We start from the raw sequence: 20,444 nt of genomic DNA, 5'->3' as shown, positions 1-20,444 counted from the left end.
AAACTGACCTACGGTTTCAAATGCGTGTGACGCTCAGTTGCGCTTACGTTAGTTGCTTTGCCTTGGATTAGAGTGCTTATGATAAGTAAGGCCGCTCCTGACATAATGGCGACATCGGCAAAGTTGAAGGCAGGCCAGTGCGTGTTCTGCCAGTGGAAATCTAGGAAGTCTACGACCTGCCCCCGTAACAGACGATCAGCGACATTTCCAAGCGCCCCACCTAGAATTAAGCTGTATCCCAGAGCTTCGAGGCGTGGTAACCCCTGTTTCAGCATGCGCATCAGCCAAGCCGAAACTGCCAAGCCAAGGAGGATGAAGAAGTAGCGTTGCCAACCGTCTGCGTTTGCCAGAAAGCTAAACGCAGCCCCCGGATTCAGCACATGAACAAAATTAAAAAATGGCGTTACTTCAACCTGTTCGCCATATGCATACGTGCGGACGATGATGAGCTTTGTGAGCTGGTCAGCTATGAAGGCACAAACCGCCACCGCATACCAGACTAAAAACAACTTGTGGCGAATCACCTGCCACGCGGGAGTGGTAAGCGATATTAGTTGTCCGGCTAGAACGACACTACCCAACCCTAGGCACCAGCCCGTCACCACATCAGCCGGAAAATGCATTCCTGCAGCGATGCGCGACCAGCCAACCAAAACAGCATAGAGCACCAAGCCGATGTGGCCGCGGCGGCCCACCAAAGGCCAAAGCACGCCGAGAACTAATGCCGAATAAGTGGCATGTCCGCTTGGCAGACTATAGTTTTGTTCCCGCTCACCGATAACACGTACCAATTCGCCAAGAACGACGGGCGGACGCGGGAAGTCAAATACCAGTTTTAATACAGTGGCGGCCAGCAAGCCCAACAGGAAGGCAATAATAAAACCAATGAGCCGCTGCCAAACTGCGTCCGCGCGACCTGGATCGGTTACTTCTTTCGACCACCACCACAGCCCTGCCAGTAGCAAAGGAGCTGTCCAATAACTTCCGAAGAAGCTAAAGAACGACACCAACGGCGCAAGTGAGGCAGGTGTTCCAGTGTTAACCGCTTGGAACAACGTAACGTTAAAACCATACCATTCATAAAGAACGAATTTCCAATTCATTTACGTAACAATCTCAAACCGTTGCCCACGACAAGCAAACTAGCGCCCATATCGGCAAACACCGCCATCCACATGGTCGCGTTGCCAGTGAAGGTAAGCACCAGAAACACCGCTTTAATGCCAAGGGCCAGTACGATGTTTTGCATCAGAACCCGAGCCGTCGCACGTGACAGCCGCACGAATGTCGGAATCTTGCGCAGGTCGTCATCCATGAGAGCCACGTCGGCCGTCTCAATAGCTGTATCGGTCCCTGCGGCACCCATGGCAAATCCGATGTCAGCGCGTGCCAGCGCGGGGGCATCGTTGATCCCGTCACCTACCATGCCGACTTTACCTATCTTCGCCAACTGTTCTACCTCGCGCAGCTTGTCTTCAGGTAGCAAATTACCATGTGCACGATCAATGCCGGCTTGGGTGGCAATCGCCTGTGCCGTGTGTGTGTTATCGCCTGTCAGCATCATGGTGCTAATGCCAAGTGCATGCAAATCGGCTATTGCGCTTCTGCTACTTTCTTTGATGGTGTCAGCTACCGCGATGAGAGCCCGCGCACCTTTTGGCCCGACCAGTATTACTACTGTTTTACCTTCACTCTCCAGTGCATCGAGACGGCTCTCCAATTCAGGGGTGCAATGCCCTAACTCTTCGAGCATTCGATGGTTACCAAGGTGATAGACGATACCGTCAATGCTGCCGCGAACACCACGACCAGGTAGTGCAGCGAATTCGACAACCTCATGAAGCGCAACGACGTCGTCTTTCGCGGCTTGCGTGAGGGCTTTAGAAACGGGGTGGTCAGAACGCGATGCGAGACTGGCGGCAATCCGACGACTGTCGGCAGGCAACTCATCGCCCCACGCTACAAAATCGGTTTGCGCAGGTTTACCATGCGTGATCGTGCCGGTCTTATCCAGTGCAAGCCAGCGAAGTTTGCGCCCCTCTTCCAGATACACACCACCCTTGATGAGGATACCTTGACGTGCGGCAGAGGCAAGACCACTGACGATACTAACTGGGGTTGAAATCACCAATGCACATGGGCAAGCAACGACCAACAAAACCAGCGAACGGTAAATCCAGTCAAGCCATGCAGCGCCCATGAATAGCGGAGGAATCAGGGCAACCGCGACCGCCACACCAAACACGGATGGCGTGTACCAACGCGCAAACTGATCAACGAAACGTTGGGTCGGTGCGCGGCTACCTTGCGCAGCTTCTACCGCGTGAATAATGCGAGCCAATGTGGAATCGGTGGCCACAGCTGTAACCCGATACTCGAATGAACCGGATTCGTTGATAGTGGCTGCGAACACCTGATCTCCAGGGGCTTTTTCAACTGGAAGACTTTCGCCGGTGATTGGTGCTTGGTTGATCGTAGAACGCCCCTCCAACACTTCCCCATCGAGTGCAATACGTTCACCTGGCTTGACCCTAACCCTGCTACCAATGACCACCTTTTTCGCAGCCTCTTCGCGCCAGGAACCATCCGGTTGTTGCACCATTGCTTGCTCTGGTGCCAGATCAAGCAGGCCGCGAATTGCGTTGCGTGCTCGGTCCAACGATTTAGCTTCAATTAACTCGGCCAAGGTAAACAGCACCATCACCATTGCCGCTTCCGGCCAGTGCCCTATCAGCATCGCCCCCGTGACCGCTATAGACATCAAGGCATTCATGTTTAGGTTGCGGTTTTTGAGCGCAATCCAGCCCTTTTTATAAGTCGAAAGTCCGCCGGTCAAGATGGCGACAAGCGCAAGGACGACGACTGCCCAATGGTTGCCGCTGTGATACCAGTAGACTGCTTCTGCAGACATGGCAGCGACCAAAGAAATGCCAAGTGGCCACCATTTCGTCGGCGTGTCTGTGATACCTGCTGGCGAAGAAGCGACAATCTGCGTATCGAGCACTTGCGCCTCAAAATCCAGTGATTTCAGCGCAGATAATACTTCTGGTAAGGTTTGCGCAGTATGAGTCACCAACAAAGTGCGCTGCATCAAGTTGAAATCGAGATTTGTCACCCCAATCACCGTTGTAAGCTTTTTGCGGATCAGCGCTTCTTCCGTTGGACAGTCCATCTTGGCGATGACCAATTTGGTAGTCTGTTCCCCAAAAGCTTTATTCATAAGTACGGCTTGCATGCCTATGGCTTTCAAGGCTTGCTCAACCGGGGCCAGCGAAGGCAATTCATGCCGCACGGACAAGGTGCGCTGCATTAGATTGAAATCAAGATCGAGCACGCCCGGCATCACAGCCAGCTTAGCCCTGATCAACGCTTCTTCCGTGGGGCAATCCATGTTCTCGATGCGGTAGACGGCTTGAGCCTGCCCATCCGTCAATTCAACTTGCTCGGTGGGCTGACTGATTGGCGTGGTCGAACAGCCGCATCCCTTTGAACCGCAATCACTCATAGCAATTCCTTAATGTAGATTTCCGTATTGCTTATTAAAGACCCTATAGCTACTATAGAGTCAAGCAATATATAAGGATGAACCATGGAAATGAAAATTGGTGAACTTGCCAAACGGACGAGATGTGAGATCGTCACCATCCGCTATTACGAAAAGGAAGGACTATTGCCAAAGCCAGCGCGCAGCGACGGCAATTTTCGACTATATAGCAACGCACATGTAGAACGATTGCAGTTCATCCGCCATTGCCGTTCGCTTGACATGAGACTGGGAGAAATCCAGACATTACTGAACTTCCGGGACAATCCAAATCGGGACTGCAGCGAGGTCAATGCGCTCTTGGATGTCCATATCCAAGAGGTCAAAACCCGCGTAGAAGCGCTGTTGAAGTTGGAGAACCAATTGGTCGTATTACGCAAACGGTGTTCAGGTGTTCGGCATGTAGAAACGTGCGGCATTTTACAAGGACTAACAGGTTGTTCTTGCCATTGAACTTCTGTAGCAGGATCGCTTATCGGTCATCAATCCGCGGTCAGAGTAGAGAAACTTCCACTCCGGCCGCTTTCCATGACGAAACCAAAGTGCCTAATTACTTTTGAACTAATAGAACAGTTACTATTGCCTCGCCATTTACATTTTCAACCGTAAATTTCACTTTATCACCGGCTTTAACATTGGAAAGTAGAGCTTTGTCTTTCACTGGAAACGACATTGTCATAGGCCCCATTTCAACTGTTGTGCTTTTGATGCGCCCGTGTTTCAAAGTAATATTGTTGCTCTCCTTATTGATGGCTTTGACTTCGCCATCCGCCAAGACTGTCGTGTTCGTTGTTTTCGCTGGCATGCCATCCATCTTCATACCTGCCATGTCCATACCTTTGCTACCTTGTTCAGCGTAGACATCCACAGCCAACAAAGAAAATCCACAGACGGCTACCAGATTTAAAAGCGATTTTTTCATTTGATACTCCTTAGTAGTTAAATTGATTTGGTTCGTACTGCTAAACGTAATTTGCGTTCTTGAAGCAAACGCCATGCCGCTGGAATCACAAAAAGCGACAACAATGGTGCGGTAATCATGCCACCCACCATCGGTGCAGCAATCCTTTGCATTACTTCAGAGCCAGCACCGCTGCCGAACATAATTGGGATAAGACCGGCCAAGATAACTGCCACTGTCATGGCTTTGGGACGCACACGCAGTACAGCTCCTTCTCGTATCGCTTCCGCAATGAGTTGCTTGCTCAGCGGTTGGCCTGACTGCAATTTTTGATTCAAGGAGTTGCGTAGATACACAAGCATCACAACGCCGAACTCAGCCGCCAGTCCCGCCAATGCAATGAACCCAACCGCAGTCGCCACCGAGACGGCATGACCCAGTAACCACACAAACCAGAAGCCGCCGATAAGTGCGAAAGGCACAGTCAACATGAGCAGGAACGCTTCCGAGGTAGAACGGAACGCCAGATACAGAAGAATGAAGATAACCGCCAACGTTAGCGGAATGACGGTTTGTAACTTGGCGACGGCTCGCTCCAGGTATTCAAACTGTCCCGACCAGCCTATGGAATATCCAGGTGGGAGTTTTACTTCTTTTGCCACTGCTGCCTGCATTGCCTTCACCGCTGTGTGCAAGTCGGTCCCACGCACATCGACATAGACCCAGCCAGAAAGCCGCGCGTTCTCACTGCGTATCATTGGTGGCCCGTCGGTCACCTTGATGTTCGTAATATCCCCCAGCCTTACCTGCGCACCTCTCTCTGTGACTATAGAAAAATCACGCAATGTTTGCACAGAGTTACGGTAATCCTGAGGGTAGCGGACATTGATAGGAAAGCGCTGGCGTCCATCCACAACTTCACCAACGTTCTCACCACCAATCGCGGACGAGATAACCGATTGCACGTCCGTCACCGCAAGGCCATATCGCGCTGCTTTTGCCCGGTCGATATCGACATCGATATAACGCCCACCGCTTACGCGCTCCGCCAATGCAGAAGTCACCCCTGGCACTTTTTTGACGACGGCTTCGATTTGCGTGGCGATTCTGTCGATTTGGCCTAGGTCGGCACCAGACACCTTCACACCGACTGGTGTCTTGATTCCGGTCGAAAGCATGTCGATACGGTTACGGATAGGCGGCACCCAAACATTCGATAGCCCAGGAACCTTGACTATCCGGTCCAATTCTTCAATGAGCTTTGCAGATGTCATACCAGGACGCCATTGGTCTTTCGGTTTGAACTGAATCGTCGTTTCAAACATCTCCAAAGGTGCAGGGTCGGTTGCAGATTCTGCACGGCCGGCTTTACCAAAGACCGTAGCGACTTCAGGCACTGTCTTAATGAGGCGGTCTGTCTGCTGCAGCAATTCGCTGGCTTTGGACGCAGACAATCCCGGCAACGCAGAAGGCATGTACAGCAAATCACCTTCGTCCAGAGGTGGCAGGAACTCGCCACCTAGCTTGGACAGCGGAATCACCGTCAGGACGAGAGCAATAAACGCTATCGCAATCGTCCATTTCGGATGCGCCAGGCTAGCATTTAACCAAGGCCTATACACTCGTATCAATACGCGATTAATCGGATTCGCAGCCTCGCTCGGGATGCGCCCGCGAATCATGTATCCCATCAATACTGGTATCAACGTAATCGCCAGGCCAGCCGCGGCAGCCAAGGTGTAGGTTTTTGTATAGGCCAATGGTGCAAATAGCTTACCCTCCTGCGCTTCCAGGGCAAATACAGGAATGAAAGATAGCGTAACGATAAGGAGCGAGAAGAACAGCGCTGGCCCAACCTCAATCGCAGACTCTGCAATCAAATCCCATCGCTCACCCGGGCTAATTTCCTGATTTGGATGTGCGTGCGAATAGGCTTCAAGATGCTTGTGCGCATTCTCAATCATGACAATTGCCGCATCGACCATAGCACCCACCGCAATCGCGATGCCACCCAACGACATCAAATTAGCATTGACTCCTTGGTATCTCATCACAATGAAAGCCGCGAGCACGCCCAAAGGAAGCGAGATGATGGCGACCAAGGCACTACGCAGATGAAATAGAAATATCGCGCAAACCAGTGCGACCACAACAAACTCTTCAATCAGCTTGTCGCGCAGATTGGTCACTGCCGCGGTAATCAGTTTGGAGCGGTCGTAGGTCGTGACGATTTCCACGCCTTTAGGAAGCGAACTTTGCAAAGTAGCGAGTTTTGCTTTGACTGCTTTGATGGTTTCCAGCGCATTCTTACCAGAGCGCATGACGACGACGCCACCAGCAACTTCACCTTCGCCATTCAACTCAGCAATCCCGCGCCGCATTTCAGGCCCAATGCGAACTGTCGCGACATCCCGAAGCAACACAGGTGTCCCTGCCTCATTTGCGTTGAGCAGAACATTGCGAAAATCCTCTAGTGAACGCAAATACCCGTGCGAACGCACCATATATTCTGTCTCAGCCATTTCGACGACCGAACCACCGGATTCCTGATTTGCCTTCGCCAATGCATCAAGCACCTTTGCATGCGAGATACCGAAAGCACGTAACTTGTCCGGGTCGAGGATGACTTGATACTGCTTCACCATGCCTCCGATACTGGCGACCTCGGCCACGTCTGGAACGGTTTTGAGCTCGAACTTCAGAAACCAGTCGTTCAATGTTCGCAACTGACTGAGGTCGTTTTGCCCAGTTCGGTCGACCAGCGCATATTCAAATACCCAGCCGACTCCAGTTCCATCCGGCCCAAGTTCTGCGCGTACACCCTGAGGCAAGCGACTTTGCACCTGGCTGATGTACTCCAGCACTCTGGAGCGAGCCCAGTATTGGTCCGTGGCATCGTCAAAAAGAACATAGACGAATGAGTCACCAAAAAAGGAATAACCCCGAACGGTCTTGGCGCCGGGAACGGCCAACAGCGCCGTAGTTAGTGGGTAAGTGACCTGGTCCTCCACTATCTGTGGTGCCTTGCCGGGATACTGAGCGCGAATGATGACTTGCGTGTCTGACAAGTCTGGCAATGCATCCAAAGGCGTTTTGTTCAACGACCAGAGCCCCCATCCTGCGATGACGAGCGCGGCAAGTAGTACCCAAAATCGATTGGTAATAGACCAGCGAATAATTCGCGCAATCATCGCTTGCCTCCAACCGGTTTCACGCTTTCGAGCAGATAGCCGTCATCGTATTCCTTGAACGAGAACTCAACTTCCTGCCCTGCTTTTATTTCGCTGAATTGCTCAGGACTTGACTTGTTAAAGTCCATCGTCATCGCCCCCCATTCAAGCTCCGGAATGGGTTTGTGCGACAGGGTCAATGCTTTTGGCGTTACTTTCTCCACCGTGCCTATGCCCCGGTGAACAGCAGATGCTGCCGGCTGCATTGTCTGGTTGTTTCCAGCAAACTTAGGTAGCACTGACTTCAAGCTTGCTTCCGAATCAATAAGGAATTGTCCCGAGGCGACCACTTTCTGCCCCTCATTCAATCCACTCAAAATCTCGGTATCGTTGCCGGTATCTCGGCCAGTCGTAACCACCACAGGTTGCATGCTGTTGTTTTCACCAACCACTAGGACGACGGATTGCTTGCCGCTTGCAATCACGGCCTCACTCGGAATCAGAAGCCGCGAAACTGGCTTCTCAGCATCCAGGCGAACACGCATGAGCATGCCAGGTGTAAGACTGCCATCACGATTATCCAGCTCCAGTCGAGCCTGCAAGGTCCGCGTTGCAGTGCTGATACCCGGCAGGATTTCGCGAACCTTGCCGTTATACTTTCTATTCGTGTCCCCGGAGAACATCGCTTCAACCGTCATCCCGGAGCGCACGGCATTGCTGAGCGTCTCTGGTACCTCTGCTACCAGCCAAACCTTGTTTAAACCAGAAACTTTCGCGATAGTCACACCTGGCGCAACCATCGCGCCATCGCGCACGGACAACTCGGTAATAACACCTGTAACTGGCGATGTCAGGGTGTAGTGTTTTTGTGATTGCCCGGTACGGTCCGCCTGATTTATCAATCCGTCCGGGATAGACATCGCTCGCATTCTTTGTCGAGCGGCTGCCGCCAGTTCGGTATTGCCACCACGTTTGAGTGCCAGATACTCCTCTTGCGGTGCAATCCAGTCGGGAACGAAAATAGAAGCAATTGCCTCTCCGCGTTTAATGCGTTGCTGAGGTGAGCGGGCATACAGTTTTTCGATGTATCCCGTCACGCGACTTTGCACGACTTCCGATGCACTCTCATCAAACTGAGTCGTGCCGACCATTTCAAATGCATCTCGTACTTCTTCACGTCTTACGGTTGCAAAGCGAATACCGAGATTCTGTTGAAGTGCTGGACTGACTTTAACCCCACCATCTTCCGAACCTTCATCCGCATAAACCGGAACCAACTGCATATCCATAAAAGGACTTTTGCCAGGCTTATCGAACTTGTTTCCCGGGACCATGGGGTCATGCCAGTACAGGACTTTGCGCCCCGTCTTTGGGTCAACTTTCCCGGTTGTCGCGCCGGATGTAGTTGCGCCCTCCATATTTCTTTGTGTCCCGAACCAATACCCGCCAAACACCAGACCAGCACCTGCTAGTACCAAGACAATCGCTTTCAATGCGAATTTTGTTTTCATTTCATTTCTCCTGCAGACACCATGTCGTGTGGAACCACGTGATATTCCAGCGCAGCCCAAGTCAGTGCTGCTTCTCTTTCAAGCTCAACTATTTGCAGCCGTCGTTCCAACAACATTTTTTTCGCATTGAAAACGGCACTTAGACTGCCGGCACCCGAACGGTAAGCTGCAGTTGCCAGCTCCACCTGCTGTGATGCAGGCGGTAGCAATTGCGTATTGAGTTGCACGACACGGGATTTGAGACTTTCCAGAGTGGATGACTGATTCTCGATTTCAGTTTGCAGGTCACGCAATGCCTCTTCGTACTGCATCCTGGCTTTGGTACCCAGGGCAGATTTTTCAGCGATGTCGCGATTCTGTTTTTGTGCGCGATTAACCGCTAGAGGAATGCTGATGCCAAAGGACACCATGTTTGAGTACTGGCTACCCCGTTGACTATATGACGCTTCGAACGACCAGTCAGGATGGCTTTCGCGTGTCGCGACGGTGCTGTCGGCATCAGCCAGATTGACCGCTCGACGCGCAGATAAAAGCATTGGATGATATTTTTCAAGTTCTTCTACTGGCAACCCAGGCACATGTGAGGTCAGTGTAGGCGTCTCGTCCGCGACAGTAGCGGCTGGCATGCCGGTCCAACGGCTTAACGCAAGGCGTGCATTTCTTAAATCCTGTGAGTTCTTTCGCGTTGCATCTTCCGCCTGAGAAAGCGTCAATTGTGCTTGCATCACGTCCGAAGCGCTTACTTTGGCACCACGATGTGCAGCATTCATCGCATTGAGGTCTGCCGCGGCCTCTTTTTCCATTGCGCTGACCAATGCCAATGTGCGCTGGCCGTAGAGTACATTGACCCATGCCTTGGCTGCTTCTTCCCTTACCTTGGCAATGGTTTCTAGGTATGTACTTTCTTCCATTTCGACAGCGCGTTGGGCACGTTCTGAACGTGCAACACGCTTATCGGAAGAGACCCATTGCTGTTCGATTCCAATCCTACGCATGGTCATAAAGTCACTCGTAGTGCTGTAACGGTCGCTACCCGTCACTGGTAGATTGTCGATGCCTACTTTCAGCATCGGGTCTGGTAACTGGTCAGCTTTCGCCGCGGATTCGCGACTGGCCGACACGGAAGCATTGGCAGCTTTGGTCAGAGATGACCGCTGCAATGAAAGCCGCAATGCTTCGTTTAATGTAAGCCCGTTAGATTGGGCGTGAACAAGAGATGTGCCAACAGTCAGCGCCAGTAAAACGCAGACTCGACAGAGATTGCGCGACTGACAATTCAGTCGCGCGTGGATACGCAAAAACATATAACCCCCAGTAGTAAAGACGAACGCCGACCACGGCACATTGCCGGTCAGCGGAACAACTGAGGGTTAAATCAAATGCGGAGTCGTTGAGTTCGGAGATAAGGCGGGTCTACGCCTAATTCCAGAGGAGCGCTAGTCCAAGCTGATGCCAAGACGGCAGGAATAATCGGCAGAACGGCCGGAATGATGAAAGAAACGGTGCTTGGTGTCAGCGAAGGTGCTGTTGCCAAATACTCAAGTGCTTGTTCGGAACCTGATTGTTGTTCAGCACAATGAACTGGCTTTTCGATGTCCATCCCTGCACATGGCATGTCACCCGTTGCCATTTCTTGCACCGAAACCAAAGTCTGCGGGCAGACGTAGGCAGCCATTGCTATTCCTGAGGTCAGAACAGTCATGACCAGGAGCAAGGCAATCGAACGGGAAAATAATGAAAGTGAGCGTTGCATTAGCTGTACTTACAAAGTTTTATATAGTCTAACCTAATTTAATGAAAGAGGAGAAATTCAGTGTGATTTAATGCATAGCTTCAAATTCGATCTCTACAGATAGGATAAGGATTCTAGTCGTACATTTTCGAATGAATAACGTCAGGCGAACTAACGACTTCGGATAGCGCCTATCCGATCCTGGAGTCAGCAGAAGCAGCAAAAAGCCGATCGCAAACAAAGGCTGAACTGAAGCAGGCCCGAACTAGCGAAGAGCCACGAAAATTTGAACAAATATACGGCGGATAAACACCTCCGAATTTCATATAGAACCTGGCCCTTTCAGGCCATTTTCTTTTGTTCGCTCATCGTTAAGCAATGCATTAATAGGGAAACTACTACTTCAAATTTTTGAAAAGATCACTTAATTCCTTATATGTACTCACGGCCTGCTCCATTGCAAATTCATAGCGGATTGCGGTGGTTGTAAATACTGCTCGTTCCGCATCAAGCTCCACGGTATTGCCATCGATACTCTGTTGATAAGGGGTGCGATATAAAAGTTTAGGTAATACATCATTCACGGCAGCTGATGGCGGTAAGGTCGTTGATGGCGCGAGCTTATTTGGCGCTGATAACGTTCGATTTAAGGCCGTCTTAAAATCAATGTCTCGCGCTTTATAGTTTGGTGTATCCGCATTCGCGATGTTAGAAGCGACGATCTCCAATCGTTTGCTAAACAACCGTACCGATGTTTCCCAGAAGCGATCATCCGAACTTTGGTTTCCAATAGGTATGTGCCCCTTGTTTGTAACATTGTCCATTTGACCGCTCCTTATAAACGACGACATTGTCTTAACATGTCCAGCTTTGGCGTGTAGACAGCATTTTCAATTTCTGTCATGCCAAGAATCGTGTGATAAATGTTGTCATGACTAAACGATTTGGTTTGCAATGACTTCATGCAGTTGGCGTCAACTGCCATCCGGCTGCGATACCCTTCCGACATCCATAACAAAAGGGGGATGTTTTTCTGGACATCTGGCGCAAAGTAATACGGTGCGCCATGCAGGAACAAACCATTCTCACCAAGCGACTCACCATGGTCAGAGACGTATAGAAATACGGTGTCGTACTTGTCTGACAGGCCTTGGAGCATGCTGATCATTTGGCTAAGAACATGATCGGTATAAAGAATTGTGTTGTCGTAGGCGTTATGTATCTCGTCTAGAGAACATGCCCCTAAATCCGTTGTACGACATGCTGGCTTGAAAACTTCGAAGGCTGCGGGATATCGACGCCAGTATGCTGGCCCATGACTTCCAATTTTGTGTAAGACCATTAGTTGATCTGTCGATTGTTGAGTAATTGATTCCGACAATCCGGTGAGCAATATCTCGTCATGGCAGTAGTCCTGTTCACACAACGATGGAGCCATTTGAGGTTGCATAACGACAGTTTTAACCCTGACACAAATTCCTTTGCAGCCGCTATTATTGTCTCGCCACTCTACTGCGATGCCATTTTTAGATAGTGTATCAAGTAGATTTGTTCTGTTACGCTCGTTGACAACGTCAAAGTCTTCTCTACCTAATCCAGAAAATATGCAGGGTAATGAAACAGCTGTGGATGTTCCACAACTCGTCATGTTGGTAAAACGATAAAGATTGCTTATCGCACTGAGTTTCGGGTTCGTCTGACGCGAATGTCCCATCAGCTGGAAATCGACTGCTCTGGCCGTCTCCCCAATGACGAGGAAGATGAGCAATGGTTTAGAACTAGAGGTCGAAATGACGCGATGCGTGTTTCCATCAATATCTGTTACGGCAGAATCTGATGGCCTGGCTTCATGACGTGCATAATTCCAAGCTGCATACATCAGATTGCCGGGGTTCATCATGTAACGTACTGATTTTTGCTCTCTTAAGAACGTGGCAAATTTCCCCGATTGAGGCAGTATCGCCACAAGAACAAAGATCGCGCCAATCCAAATGAATACGATCCGTTGAAGAGCGTATCTACGAAATGAAATAGGCTGAAATTTGATCTTCCATAGCACCCATGCTGGAGCAAAGCCAAACACTAAAATATAGGCAAGAAGACGGACATTAAGCAAACCAAATGCTTCGGTTGAGTCTGTTTGCGCGACATTGCGAAACATCTCAAGGTCAATTCCAATACCGAAATTGTCGACGAAATAAGCGCTAGAAGAAGCTACGATAATTAAGGTGACGCCTAGCAGCCTCATTGCAGTACGCCCGGGGATCAATAAAAGCAAGACGGCGTACAACCAGGTAAAAAGCAAAAGCAAAGAAAAAATGAAGGCAGCTCCGGAAAATCCAGATAGCGACATATTTTTCGTGAGCGTCGTCCAAAATTGCCAATTACAAAGGGCGACTAAGACGATAGCCGTAGCCGAAGCAAATAAAATGTCCGGATAGGACTTAAGTAATTTGTTCGCAGGCATATATGGAACTCAATGTTTATTTGTCCACATGACAGATTCTTGATAGGAACCGATCGCAGGATTTACGCTATCTTCAGATTGAGATGGAGGCTGGTATTGTTCTAGAAGATAGAGAGGACGACGCTTACTCTCAATAAAAAGACGTCCTAAGTACTCACCGATAATTCCAATAGCCATCAATTGCAGTCCGCCGAGAATCATCACAGTGACGATCAATGTTGGAAATCCCCTCACCGACTCGCCAATGAGCAATGTCTTTACCAAAAAATACAAGGCATAAAGAAATGCCATACTCGAAAAGACCAAACCTAGATAAGTTGCGATTTTTAAAGGTGCGACCGAAAAGCCAGTAATGCCTTCAAGTGCAAAGTTCCATAGTCTCCAGTAACGCCACTTGGTTGTGCCGGCTGCACGGGCGTCACGGTCGTAATCCAACGTCACATGTTTGTATCCCACCCAGGCAAACAAGCCTTTCATAAAGCGATTGCGCTCTTCTAAGAGATTAAGTGCATCTACCGCGCGTTTGCTCAGCAAACGAAAATCCCCAACGTCTGCTGGTACTGGCACATCACTTAAGCGATTAATGACTCTATAGAAAGCATGTGCGGTTGCTTTTTTTAGCCACGACTCACCGCTGCGCTGGCGCCTACGCATATTCACAATGTCGGCACCGGCCAGCCATGCCGTGATCATTTTCGGAATGAGTTCAGGAGGGTCTTGAAGATCGGAATCGATAATGATCGCAGCATCCCCGGTTGCCAAACGCAACCCAGCGCTCATGGCCTCTTCTTTGCCAAAATTTCTGGTGAAACGAGCTATGCCGACCTTTGGGTTATCTGCACGTAGTTGCCCTAACAGAGCATATGATCTGTCAGTGCTGCCATCATCAACGTAGATAATTTCCCAATCATGATTAAGGTCTGAAAGTACATTTTTCAAACGTTCATGAAAAATCGGCAAAACACTCTCCTCGTTGAACAGAGGGACAATTACGGACAACTTGTATGAGGAAGTCTTGACGTCTTCAAAACTAGAGATTGAATATAGGTTTTCCATCGCACTTCTCTTTTCTTTCACGACAAATTGCGGGCGCGCGTGGACGATGAATGAATAAAGATCGAAATATTTATTCATTCATTTGAAAACTAATCCAACAAGCGCAAACAAGAGCTATCAGACGCAGCGGCTAAGGCTGCGACGAAACTTCTGTGCAAGATGTACTTTTTAGTTATTAACAGTGAACCGACAGCTGCCCACGAAATCGCAGGCGGACTGCTAGATTGGGAGGGCGGTGGATCGAGGGGGGCGAAAAGGTGCGTCAAATGCTGCGAGAGGGAGCTCCCTAAAATGGGGGTATGTCTTTATGATCGTAGACAGAGGAAGGAGCGAAATTTTCTGTTCTGTTCCTAAAAAATACTGTAAATGATTGGCAGCATGAAGTAATTCGTGTTCGACAGCTAAAGAGCTTGTGGCGCTAATATCGTCTGGCGACTCAACATCATGCAATGCAACATAATCTGCCGTCGCCTGATCAGGAATGACATTCACGTTGTGTTCAAGATCATGAGTGAGCCAGTTCGAATGGTTACTCCATATGCCAACGTTGGTCATAAATGCAAATATGACCAACATTAACAACGAGAAGTATTTCGAAAATGATATGCCCATGATTTTGTAATTTAATGCCTCTACCGACCTTTAGAAAAAGAAGAATATCACTTAAATATATGACCAATTAAATTTGCATATACTATTTTTTTCTACGCAACTTCCGTCTTTTTCTCTTGGTTTTATGCTGCTTTTCATTTCGTGGTGTAGAAGATTTCGTTCCCGAACGGCCAAACCAAATTAATGCACCAAAAATGACTATGGCGATAATTATCGATACGCCAATAAGCGTATTGGCGAGATTCATCGGTACCCATCTATTTTCTAAAAACATAATGTGTAATCAAGTCGAAACATTCCATTAATGGATCAGTTTCATTTTTCTGGTGTGAGATATTTTTCGGATTCACCAGTCGGACCAAAGGTGTGCTCGTTCGTGGCTTGATCACATGCTTCTGCCTCCATCTGTATCGTTGTATGGTGAATTTCCCATTGCTCGGCCAGTGTTGTTTGAATTTCTTTCAACAAATTATCTTTGTTAAAGGCCTCAAGATCGCTAACGACGTGCATGGTCAAACTAATTTTTCCGCTTGTAATTGACCAAACGTGCAAGTCGTGAATACTTCGGACGCCTGCAATATCGGACACCGATTTGCGCAATTTTTCTAGATCAATATGCTCAGGCACCCCCTCCAGTAGGACATTTATACTTTCTCTTAACAAAATCCATGTCCGTGGAAGAACCCAAAATCCTATCCCGACCGCAATTACCGAATCAACCCAGGCCCATCCTGTAAAGCGAATGATCAATGCGCCAGCGATAACGCCAACTGAACCCAACATATCGCTCCATACCTCAAGATAAGCCCCCTTGACATTGAGACTTGCATCCTTTCCGGAGCTCAGCAATTTCATACTGATCAGATTAATGATCAGTCCCAGAGACGCAATAATCAGCATCCCCATCGATTGGATTTCTATCGGTGACTTAAAGCGGCGATATGCTTCGTAGAGAATGTACATGGCCACGAAAAACAGCATGATCGCGTTGAATGACGCAGCTAATATTTCGAAGCGATGATAGCCAAACGTGCGTCGTGAGTCGGCAGCACGTTTGGCTATTTGAATCGCTATCAGCGCAATAGCTAGTGCGCTGGCATCCGTCAGCATGTGTGCGGCATCAGACAGCAATGCCAGGCTTCCTGTTACCAACCCGCCTATTACTTCAGCGACCAGAAAAGTTGACGTTAATACGAACGCTATCAGCAGATACTTCTGATTCTGCCCTTTTGGTAGTGCATGGTTATGACCGGCGCTCATGAGATTCCTCAAATAGATTATCTGTCTCGTTGAATATACGTTTAACGTGCAACCTTCCAGCCAACTCTTGTCAACGTTCCTTGCCACACTTTCCGCAGAATTTCATTCCCTGAGCCATATCTGCATTACACCCCGTACATTTATGTGGAGTCATCGACGTGCCGCATTGTTGGCAAAACCGGGCGGCACTGCTATTTGAAGTGCCACACGCATTGCACAGAGTCGATGGTGCTGCCGTGGGCTGTGATCTACCCCAGTTTTCGTCCTGATTTCTCGGATAAGAATTGTCATATCGACCGTGATGACCACCGCCATCCCGACGATGATGTCCGCCACCTAAAAGTCGCTCAAAGATGCCCATGATGTTTTCCTTTTTTCTTTGTTAACTGCCATAAGATACAAATCCACTTTCCACTACCAGACTACTCAGTTTCATTTTTAGCCCTGCATTTACTGCGCGTAAAACGTTTCCATCCAGGGAAATGGTGAAGCACTAACATGCCATAGATGAGTGCAGTAGTTAGTATTGCGAGCACATACATACCGAACGCACTTGCCATACCAACAGATGCAGTCGCCCATAAGGTAGCTGCTGTCGTTAGTCCTTCTATTCTTCCTCGAACTTGGAGAATCACGCCTGCGCCAAGGAAGCCGATTCCACTCACAACTTGTGCAGCAATCCTGGTTGGCTCGCCATTAACGACATGAAGCGAGATAAGACTAAATGCACAAGAGCCGATCGAAATAGCCATACAAGTACGCACGCCTGCATCGCTTCCTTGACGCTCTCGATCAAGGCCAATAATTGCGCCTAACAGACCTGAAAGCACGATCCTGGCGGCAAATAGCAATTCCATTTTCCAGTCCACATTAGTCCTCTTCTTAGTACTAATACGTTCGTACTATTCAATACCTTCTTGAATAGGGGCGTCGGAGCATACTTAGCCCCGACACCCCCCCCTCACCTAGATACTTTTAGAGCTTAAATTGCCCCATTTTTTCCAGAACGCGAGTTTTTGCATGAAACTTGGTTGTGAGTTTTCGGAATCAGCAGGCCCTTCTTCGTCTCGGCGATGCGCTATCTTGTACAACAACGGCAACACCAATAAGGTCAATATCGTCGAAGAAATAATTCCGCCAATGACGACAGTGGCGAGTGGTCGCTGAACTTCTGCGCCGGTACCTGTGGCGATCGCCATCGGTACAAAACCTAAGGACGCAACCAACGCCGTCATCAATACTGGCCGCAGTCGTGTTAATGCGCCCTCGTGTATCGCGATATCAAGCGTTCTACCCTCTTCGCGCAAACTTCGAATAAATGAAATCATCACCAAGCCGTTAAGAACAGCGACACCTGAAAGCGCGATAAAGCCAATCCCCGCCGAAATTGAAAGAGGAATGTCTCGCAGCCAAAGCGCTGCGATGCCACCGGTTAGTGCGAAAGGAACACCGGTGAAGACAAGCATCCCGTCCTTGGCATTGCCAAACATAACGAAGAGAAGCAGGAATACCAGCAATAGAGCAATTGGTACAACGATCTGTAGACGTTTTGTGGCGGATTCCAGTTGCTCAAACGTGCCGCCCCAACTGATCCAGTTGCCTGAAGGTATTTTGACGGTCTCTTGAATCTTCTTCTGAGCCTCCATTACGAACGAACCGATATCACGTCCCCGCACATTGGCTGTCACAATAACGAGACGTTTCCCATTCTCACGACTGACCTGATTAGGGCCTGGTGCGAGATTAAGGTCTGCTACTTCGCCGAGTTGCGTATAACCAACTTGACCGGGCGTAGGGCCCTCCGCAATAGGCAAACGAATAGGTATACGCTTTATAGCGTCAATATCGTTACGTAAGTCATCAGGCAAACGAACAAGGATGTCGAATCGGCGATCACCTTGAAACAATATCCCTGCCTCTCGTCCACCTACAGCAATAGACAGAGCATCCTGAATATCAGAAACATTGATTCCCAGTCTTGCTGCCTTATCTCTATCTATCTGAACTGTTAGCATAGGTAAGCCAGTAGTTTGCTCTACTTTCACGTCAGCAGAACCCGGCACGCTAGATAGTGCGTCGGAAATCTGATCCGCAGTGGCGTTCATGACGTCCATATTGTCACCAAATACTTTCACCGCAACGTCGGCGCGCACACCTGAAATCAGTTCATTGAAACGCATTTGGATTGGCTGCGTAAATTCATAGTTATTGCCGGGGACCTGAGCTACAACCTTCTGCATAGCCATGACCAACTCTTCTTTTGTACGTTTAGGAGACGGCCATTCAGATTCTGGCTTTAAAATGATGAAAGTGTCAGCGACATTCGGCGGCATCGGATCTGTCGCAATTTCTGCCGTACCAATTTTTGCAAAGACGCGTTTTACTTCAGGGAAAGTTCGAAGATTCCGCTCGAGCTCCTTCTGCATTTCAATCGATTGCGTCAAACTAGTTCCAGGTATTCGCATCGCTTGCAGAGCAATATCACCCTCATTGAGACTCGGGATGAATTCACTTCCCATACGTGTCAACAACAAGCCGCAAAGCACTACCGTAACGCTAACAGTTGTAAGAACGAGCGGTTTTCTATCCATTACCCAATCCAGCATCGGTTCATAGCGACGTTTGGACCAGCCAATCAGACGATTCTCTTTTTCAGAAACTTTGTCACCGATGAGAAGCGCTACAGCCGCGGGGATAAAGGTAAGCGAAAGAATCATCGCTCCAAATAAAGCCACCACCACCGTAAATGCCATCGGATGGAACATTTTCCCTTCTACCCCTGATAGGGCAAAAATCGGGAGATACACAACCATGATGATCAGTTGCCCGAAAATCAGTGGACGACGCGCCTCCTTTGAAGCTTCAAAGACTTCGTGGAAGCGTTCGTTTCGTGTCAAAGACCTTCCAGCGTGCGCTTGGGCGTGTGATAGCCGCCTAATACAGTTTTCTACGATAACAACGGCACCATCAATGATGATCCCGAAATCTAGCGCCCCCAAACTCATAAGATTGGCGCTTACCTTGTTATTGACCATGCCGGTGAACGTAAAAAGCATGGCCAATGGAATTACCATCGCGGTAATAATTGCAGCGCGAATGTTGCCTAAGAAAAGAAAGAGAATCGCGATGACAAGTAATGCCCCCTCCATCAAATTCTTTTTAACTGTTGCAATTGCCTTATCAACCAAAACCGTGCGGTCATAGACAGTAGCCGCCACCACACCTTCCGGTAATGTCCGGCGAATTTCGTCCATTTTTTTGTCTACGGCTTCGGCCACCGAACGGCTATTTTCGCCAATCAGCATGAACACCGTACCTAAGACTATTTCACGAGAATTTTCTGTGGCAGCACCTGTTCGCAATTGAGAGCCAAGCATAACTTCAGCTACATCCTTGATTCGCACAGGAATACTTTGTTTGGTACCGATAACGATATTTGAAATATCGTTCAAGTCAGTCACCTGTCCTGGGGCACGAATCAAGTACTGTTCGCCACGTTTCTCAATGTAACCGGCACCGACGTTGTTGTTATTGCGTTCCAGGGCTGTAACTAAATCCGCTAAAGAAAGCCCGTAAGACATCAATTTCCCGGGGTATGGTGCGACTTGAAATTCCTTTGCGTTGCCGCCAATAGTATTGATTTCTGTGACGCCAGGGACATTACGTAATTGCGGTTTGATAATCCAGTCTTGGATCTCTTTCAGATCGGTCGGCGTGTAGGGCTTTCCATCCGGTTTCAATGCACCTTCTTCAGCCTCGACTGTCCACATATAGATTTCACCGAGACCAGTCGAAATTGGGCCTAGCGCTGGGACAACACCTGGAGGCAACTTATCTTTTGCTTCTTGAATTCGTTCGTTGACCAGTTGTCGAGCAAAATAGATGTCGGTCCCTTCCTTGAAGATGACCGTTACTTGGGACAGGCCATACCGCGAAATGGAGCGCGTTTGCTCCAATTTAGGCAGACCTGCCATAACGGTTTCGATTGGATAGGTAATCCGTTGTTCAGACTCCAATGGGGAATAGCCTGGAGCGCTGGTGTTAATCTGAACCTGGACATTGGTAATGTCTGGTACAGCATCGATAGGAAGTTTCTGGTAACTATAGATACCAAATGCTGCAATACCTAATGTCATTAACATGACCAGCCATCGCTGGTCGATGGCAAAGCGAATGATTTTCTCAAACATG

The 20,444-nt window shown here is 49.0% G+C and carries 15 protein-coding genes; 1 reads left to right on the top strand and 14 read right to left on the bottom strand.

Annotated features, from left to right (window positions below; all coding sequences use genetic code 11):
- Positions 1-8: 8 nt before the first annotated feature.
- Positions 9-1,103: a signal peptidase II gene (lspA, locus tag ACFQPC_RS05190; RefSeq protein WP_382270551.1), complete on the bottom strand. Its 1,095-nt coding sequence runs from the start codon at positions 1,101-1,103 to the stop codon at positions 9-11.
- Positions 1,100-3,505, bottom strand: coding sequence for a heavy metal translocating P-type ATPase (locus tag ACFQPC_RS05185; RefSeq protein WP_124574096.1), 2,406 nt, complete (start codon positions 3,503-3,505; stop codon positions 1,100-1,102). Before ACFQPC_RS05185 ends, lspA begins: the two co-directional genes overlap by 4 nt.
- Before the next feature lie 84 nt (positions 3,506-3,589).
- On the opposite strand from ACFQPC_RS05185, the gene cadR reads away from it, so the two are divergent.
- A complete protein-coding gene (gene cadR / locus ACFQPC_RS05180; protein WP_124574097.1) occupies positions 3,590-3,997 on the top strand; it encodes a Cd(II)/Pb(II)-responsive transcriptional regulator in 408 nt (135 codons plus the stop codon).
- A 97-nt stretch (positions 3,998-4,094) separates the two neighbouring features.
- Here the strand turns inward: cadR and ACFQPC_RS05175 are convergent, their stop codons facing one another.
- From ACFQPC_RS05175 to ACFQPC_RS05120, 12 genes are all read right to left on the bottom strand, one after another.
- Positions 4,095-4,466: a copper-binding protein gene (locus ACFQPC_RS05175; RefSeq protein WP_124574098.1), complete on the bottom strand. Its 372-nt coding sequence runs from the start codon at positions 4,464-4,466 to the stop codon at positions 4,095-4,097.
- 17 nt (positions 4,467-4,483) lie between these two features.
- A complete protein-coding gene (locus tag ACFQPC_RS05170) occupies positions 4,484-7,636 on the bottom strand; it encodes an efflux RND transporter permease subunit (protein WP_124574099.1) in 3,153 nt (1,050 codons plus the stop codon).
- Positions 7,633-9,126, bottom strand: a complete 1,494-nt coding sequence (locus tag ACFQPC_RS05165; RefSeq protein ID WP_124574100.1) for an efflux RND transporter periplasmic adaptor subunit — start codon at positions 9,124-9,126, stop codon at positions 7,633-7,635. The genes ACFQPC_RS05170 and ACFQPC_RS05165 overlap by 4 nt, the downstream gene beginning before the upstream one ends.
- Positions 9,123-10,430, bottom strand: a complete 1,308-nt coding sequence (locus ACFQPC_RS05160; protein ID WP_382270549.1) for a TolC family protein — start codon at positions 10,428-10,430, stop codon at positions 9,123-9,125. Before ACFQPC_RS05160 ends, ACFQPC_RS05165 begins: the two co-directional genes overlap by 4 nt.
- A 71-nt stretch (positions 10,431-10,501) precedes the next feature.
- A complete protein-coding gene (locus ACFQPC_RS05155; RefSeq protein ID WP_124574102.1) occupies positions 10,502-10,879 on the bottom strand; it encodes a hypothetical protein in 378 nt (125 codons plus the stop codon).
- Between the two features lie 377 nt (positions 10,880-11,256).
- Entirely contained in the window at positions 11,257-11,682 is a 426-nt protein-coding gene (gene flgB / locus ACFQPC_RS05150; protein WP_124574103.1) for a flagellar basal body rod protein FlgB, read from the bottom strand.
- A gap of 11 nt (positions 11,683-11,693) precedes the next feature.
- Positions 11,694-13,325: a phosphoethanolamine transferase gene (locus ACFQPC_RS05145; RefSeq protein ID WP_124574104.1), complete on the bottom strand. Its 1,632-nt coding sequence runs from the start codon at positions 13,323-13,325 to the stop codon at positions 11,694-11,696.
- 9 nt (positions 13,326-13,334) lie between these two features.
- Positions 13,335-14,459, bottom strand: a complete 1,125-nt coding sequence (locus ACFQPC_RS05140) for a glycosyltransferase family 2 protein (protein WP_233588320.1) — start codon at positions 14,457-14,459, stop codon at positions 13,335-13,337.
- A gap of 849 nt (positions 14,460-15,308) precedes the next feature.
- Complete coding sequence (locus tag ACFQPC_RS05135) at positions 15,309-16,253, bottom strand: cation diffusion facilitator family transporter (RefSeq protein WP_124574106.1); 945 nt, start codon at positions 16,251-16,253, stop codon at positions 15,309-15,311.
- A gap of 70 nt (positions 16,254-16,323) precedes the next feature.
- Positions 16,324-16,614, bottom strand: coding sequence for a double zinc ribbon domain-containing protein (locus ACFQPC_RS05130; protein WP_124574107.1), 291 nt, complete (start codon positions 16,612-16,614; stop codon positions 16,324-16,326).
- Between the two features lie 61 nt (positions 16,615-16,675).
- Complete coding sequence (locus ACFQPC_RS05125; protein ID WP_124574108.1) at positions 16,676-17,110, bottom strand: MgtC/SapB family protein; 435 nt, start codon at positions 17,108-17,110, stop codon at positions 16,676-16,678.
- 108 nt (positions 17,111-17,218) lie between these two features.
- Positions 17,219-20,443, bottom strand: coding sequence for a CusA/CzcA family heavy metal efflux RND transporter (locus tag ACFQPC_RS05120; protein WP_124574109.1), 3,225 nt, complete (start codon positions 20,441-20,443; stop codon positions 17,219-17,221).
- Between the last annotated feature and the right edge of the window lies 1 nt (position 20,444).

This window comes from Herminiimonas glaciei, from assembly GCF_042664955.1.
Classification (GTDB): Bacteria; Pseudomonadota; Gammaproteobacteria; order Burkholderiales; family Burkholderiaceae_D; genus Oxalicibacterium; species Oxalicibacterium glaciei.
The sequence above is the reverse complement of the archived record's forward strand: the minus strand, read 5'-3'. Positions and strand labels throughout refer to the sequence as shown.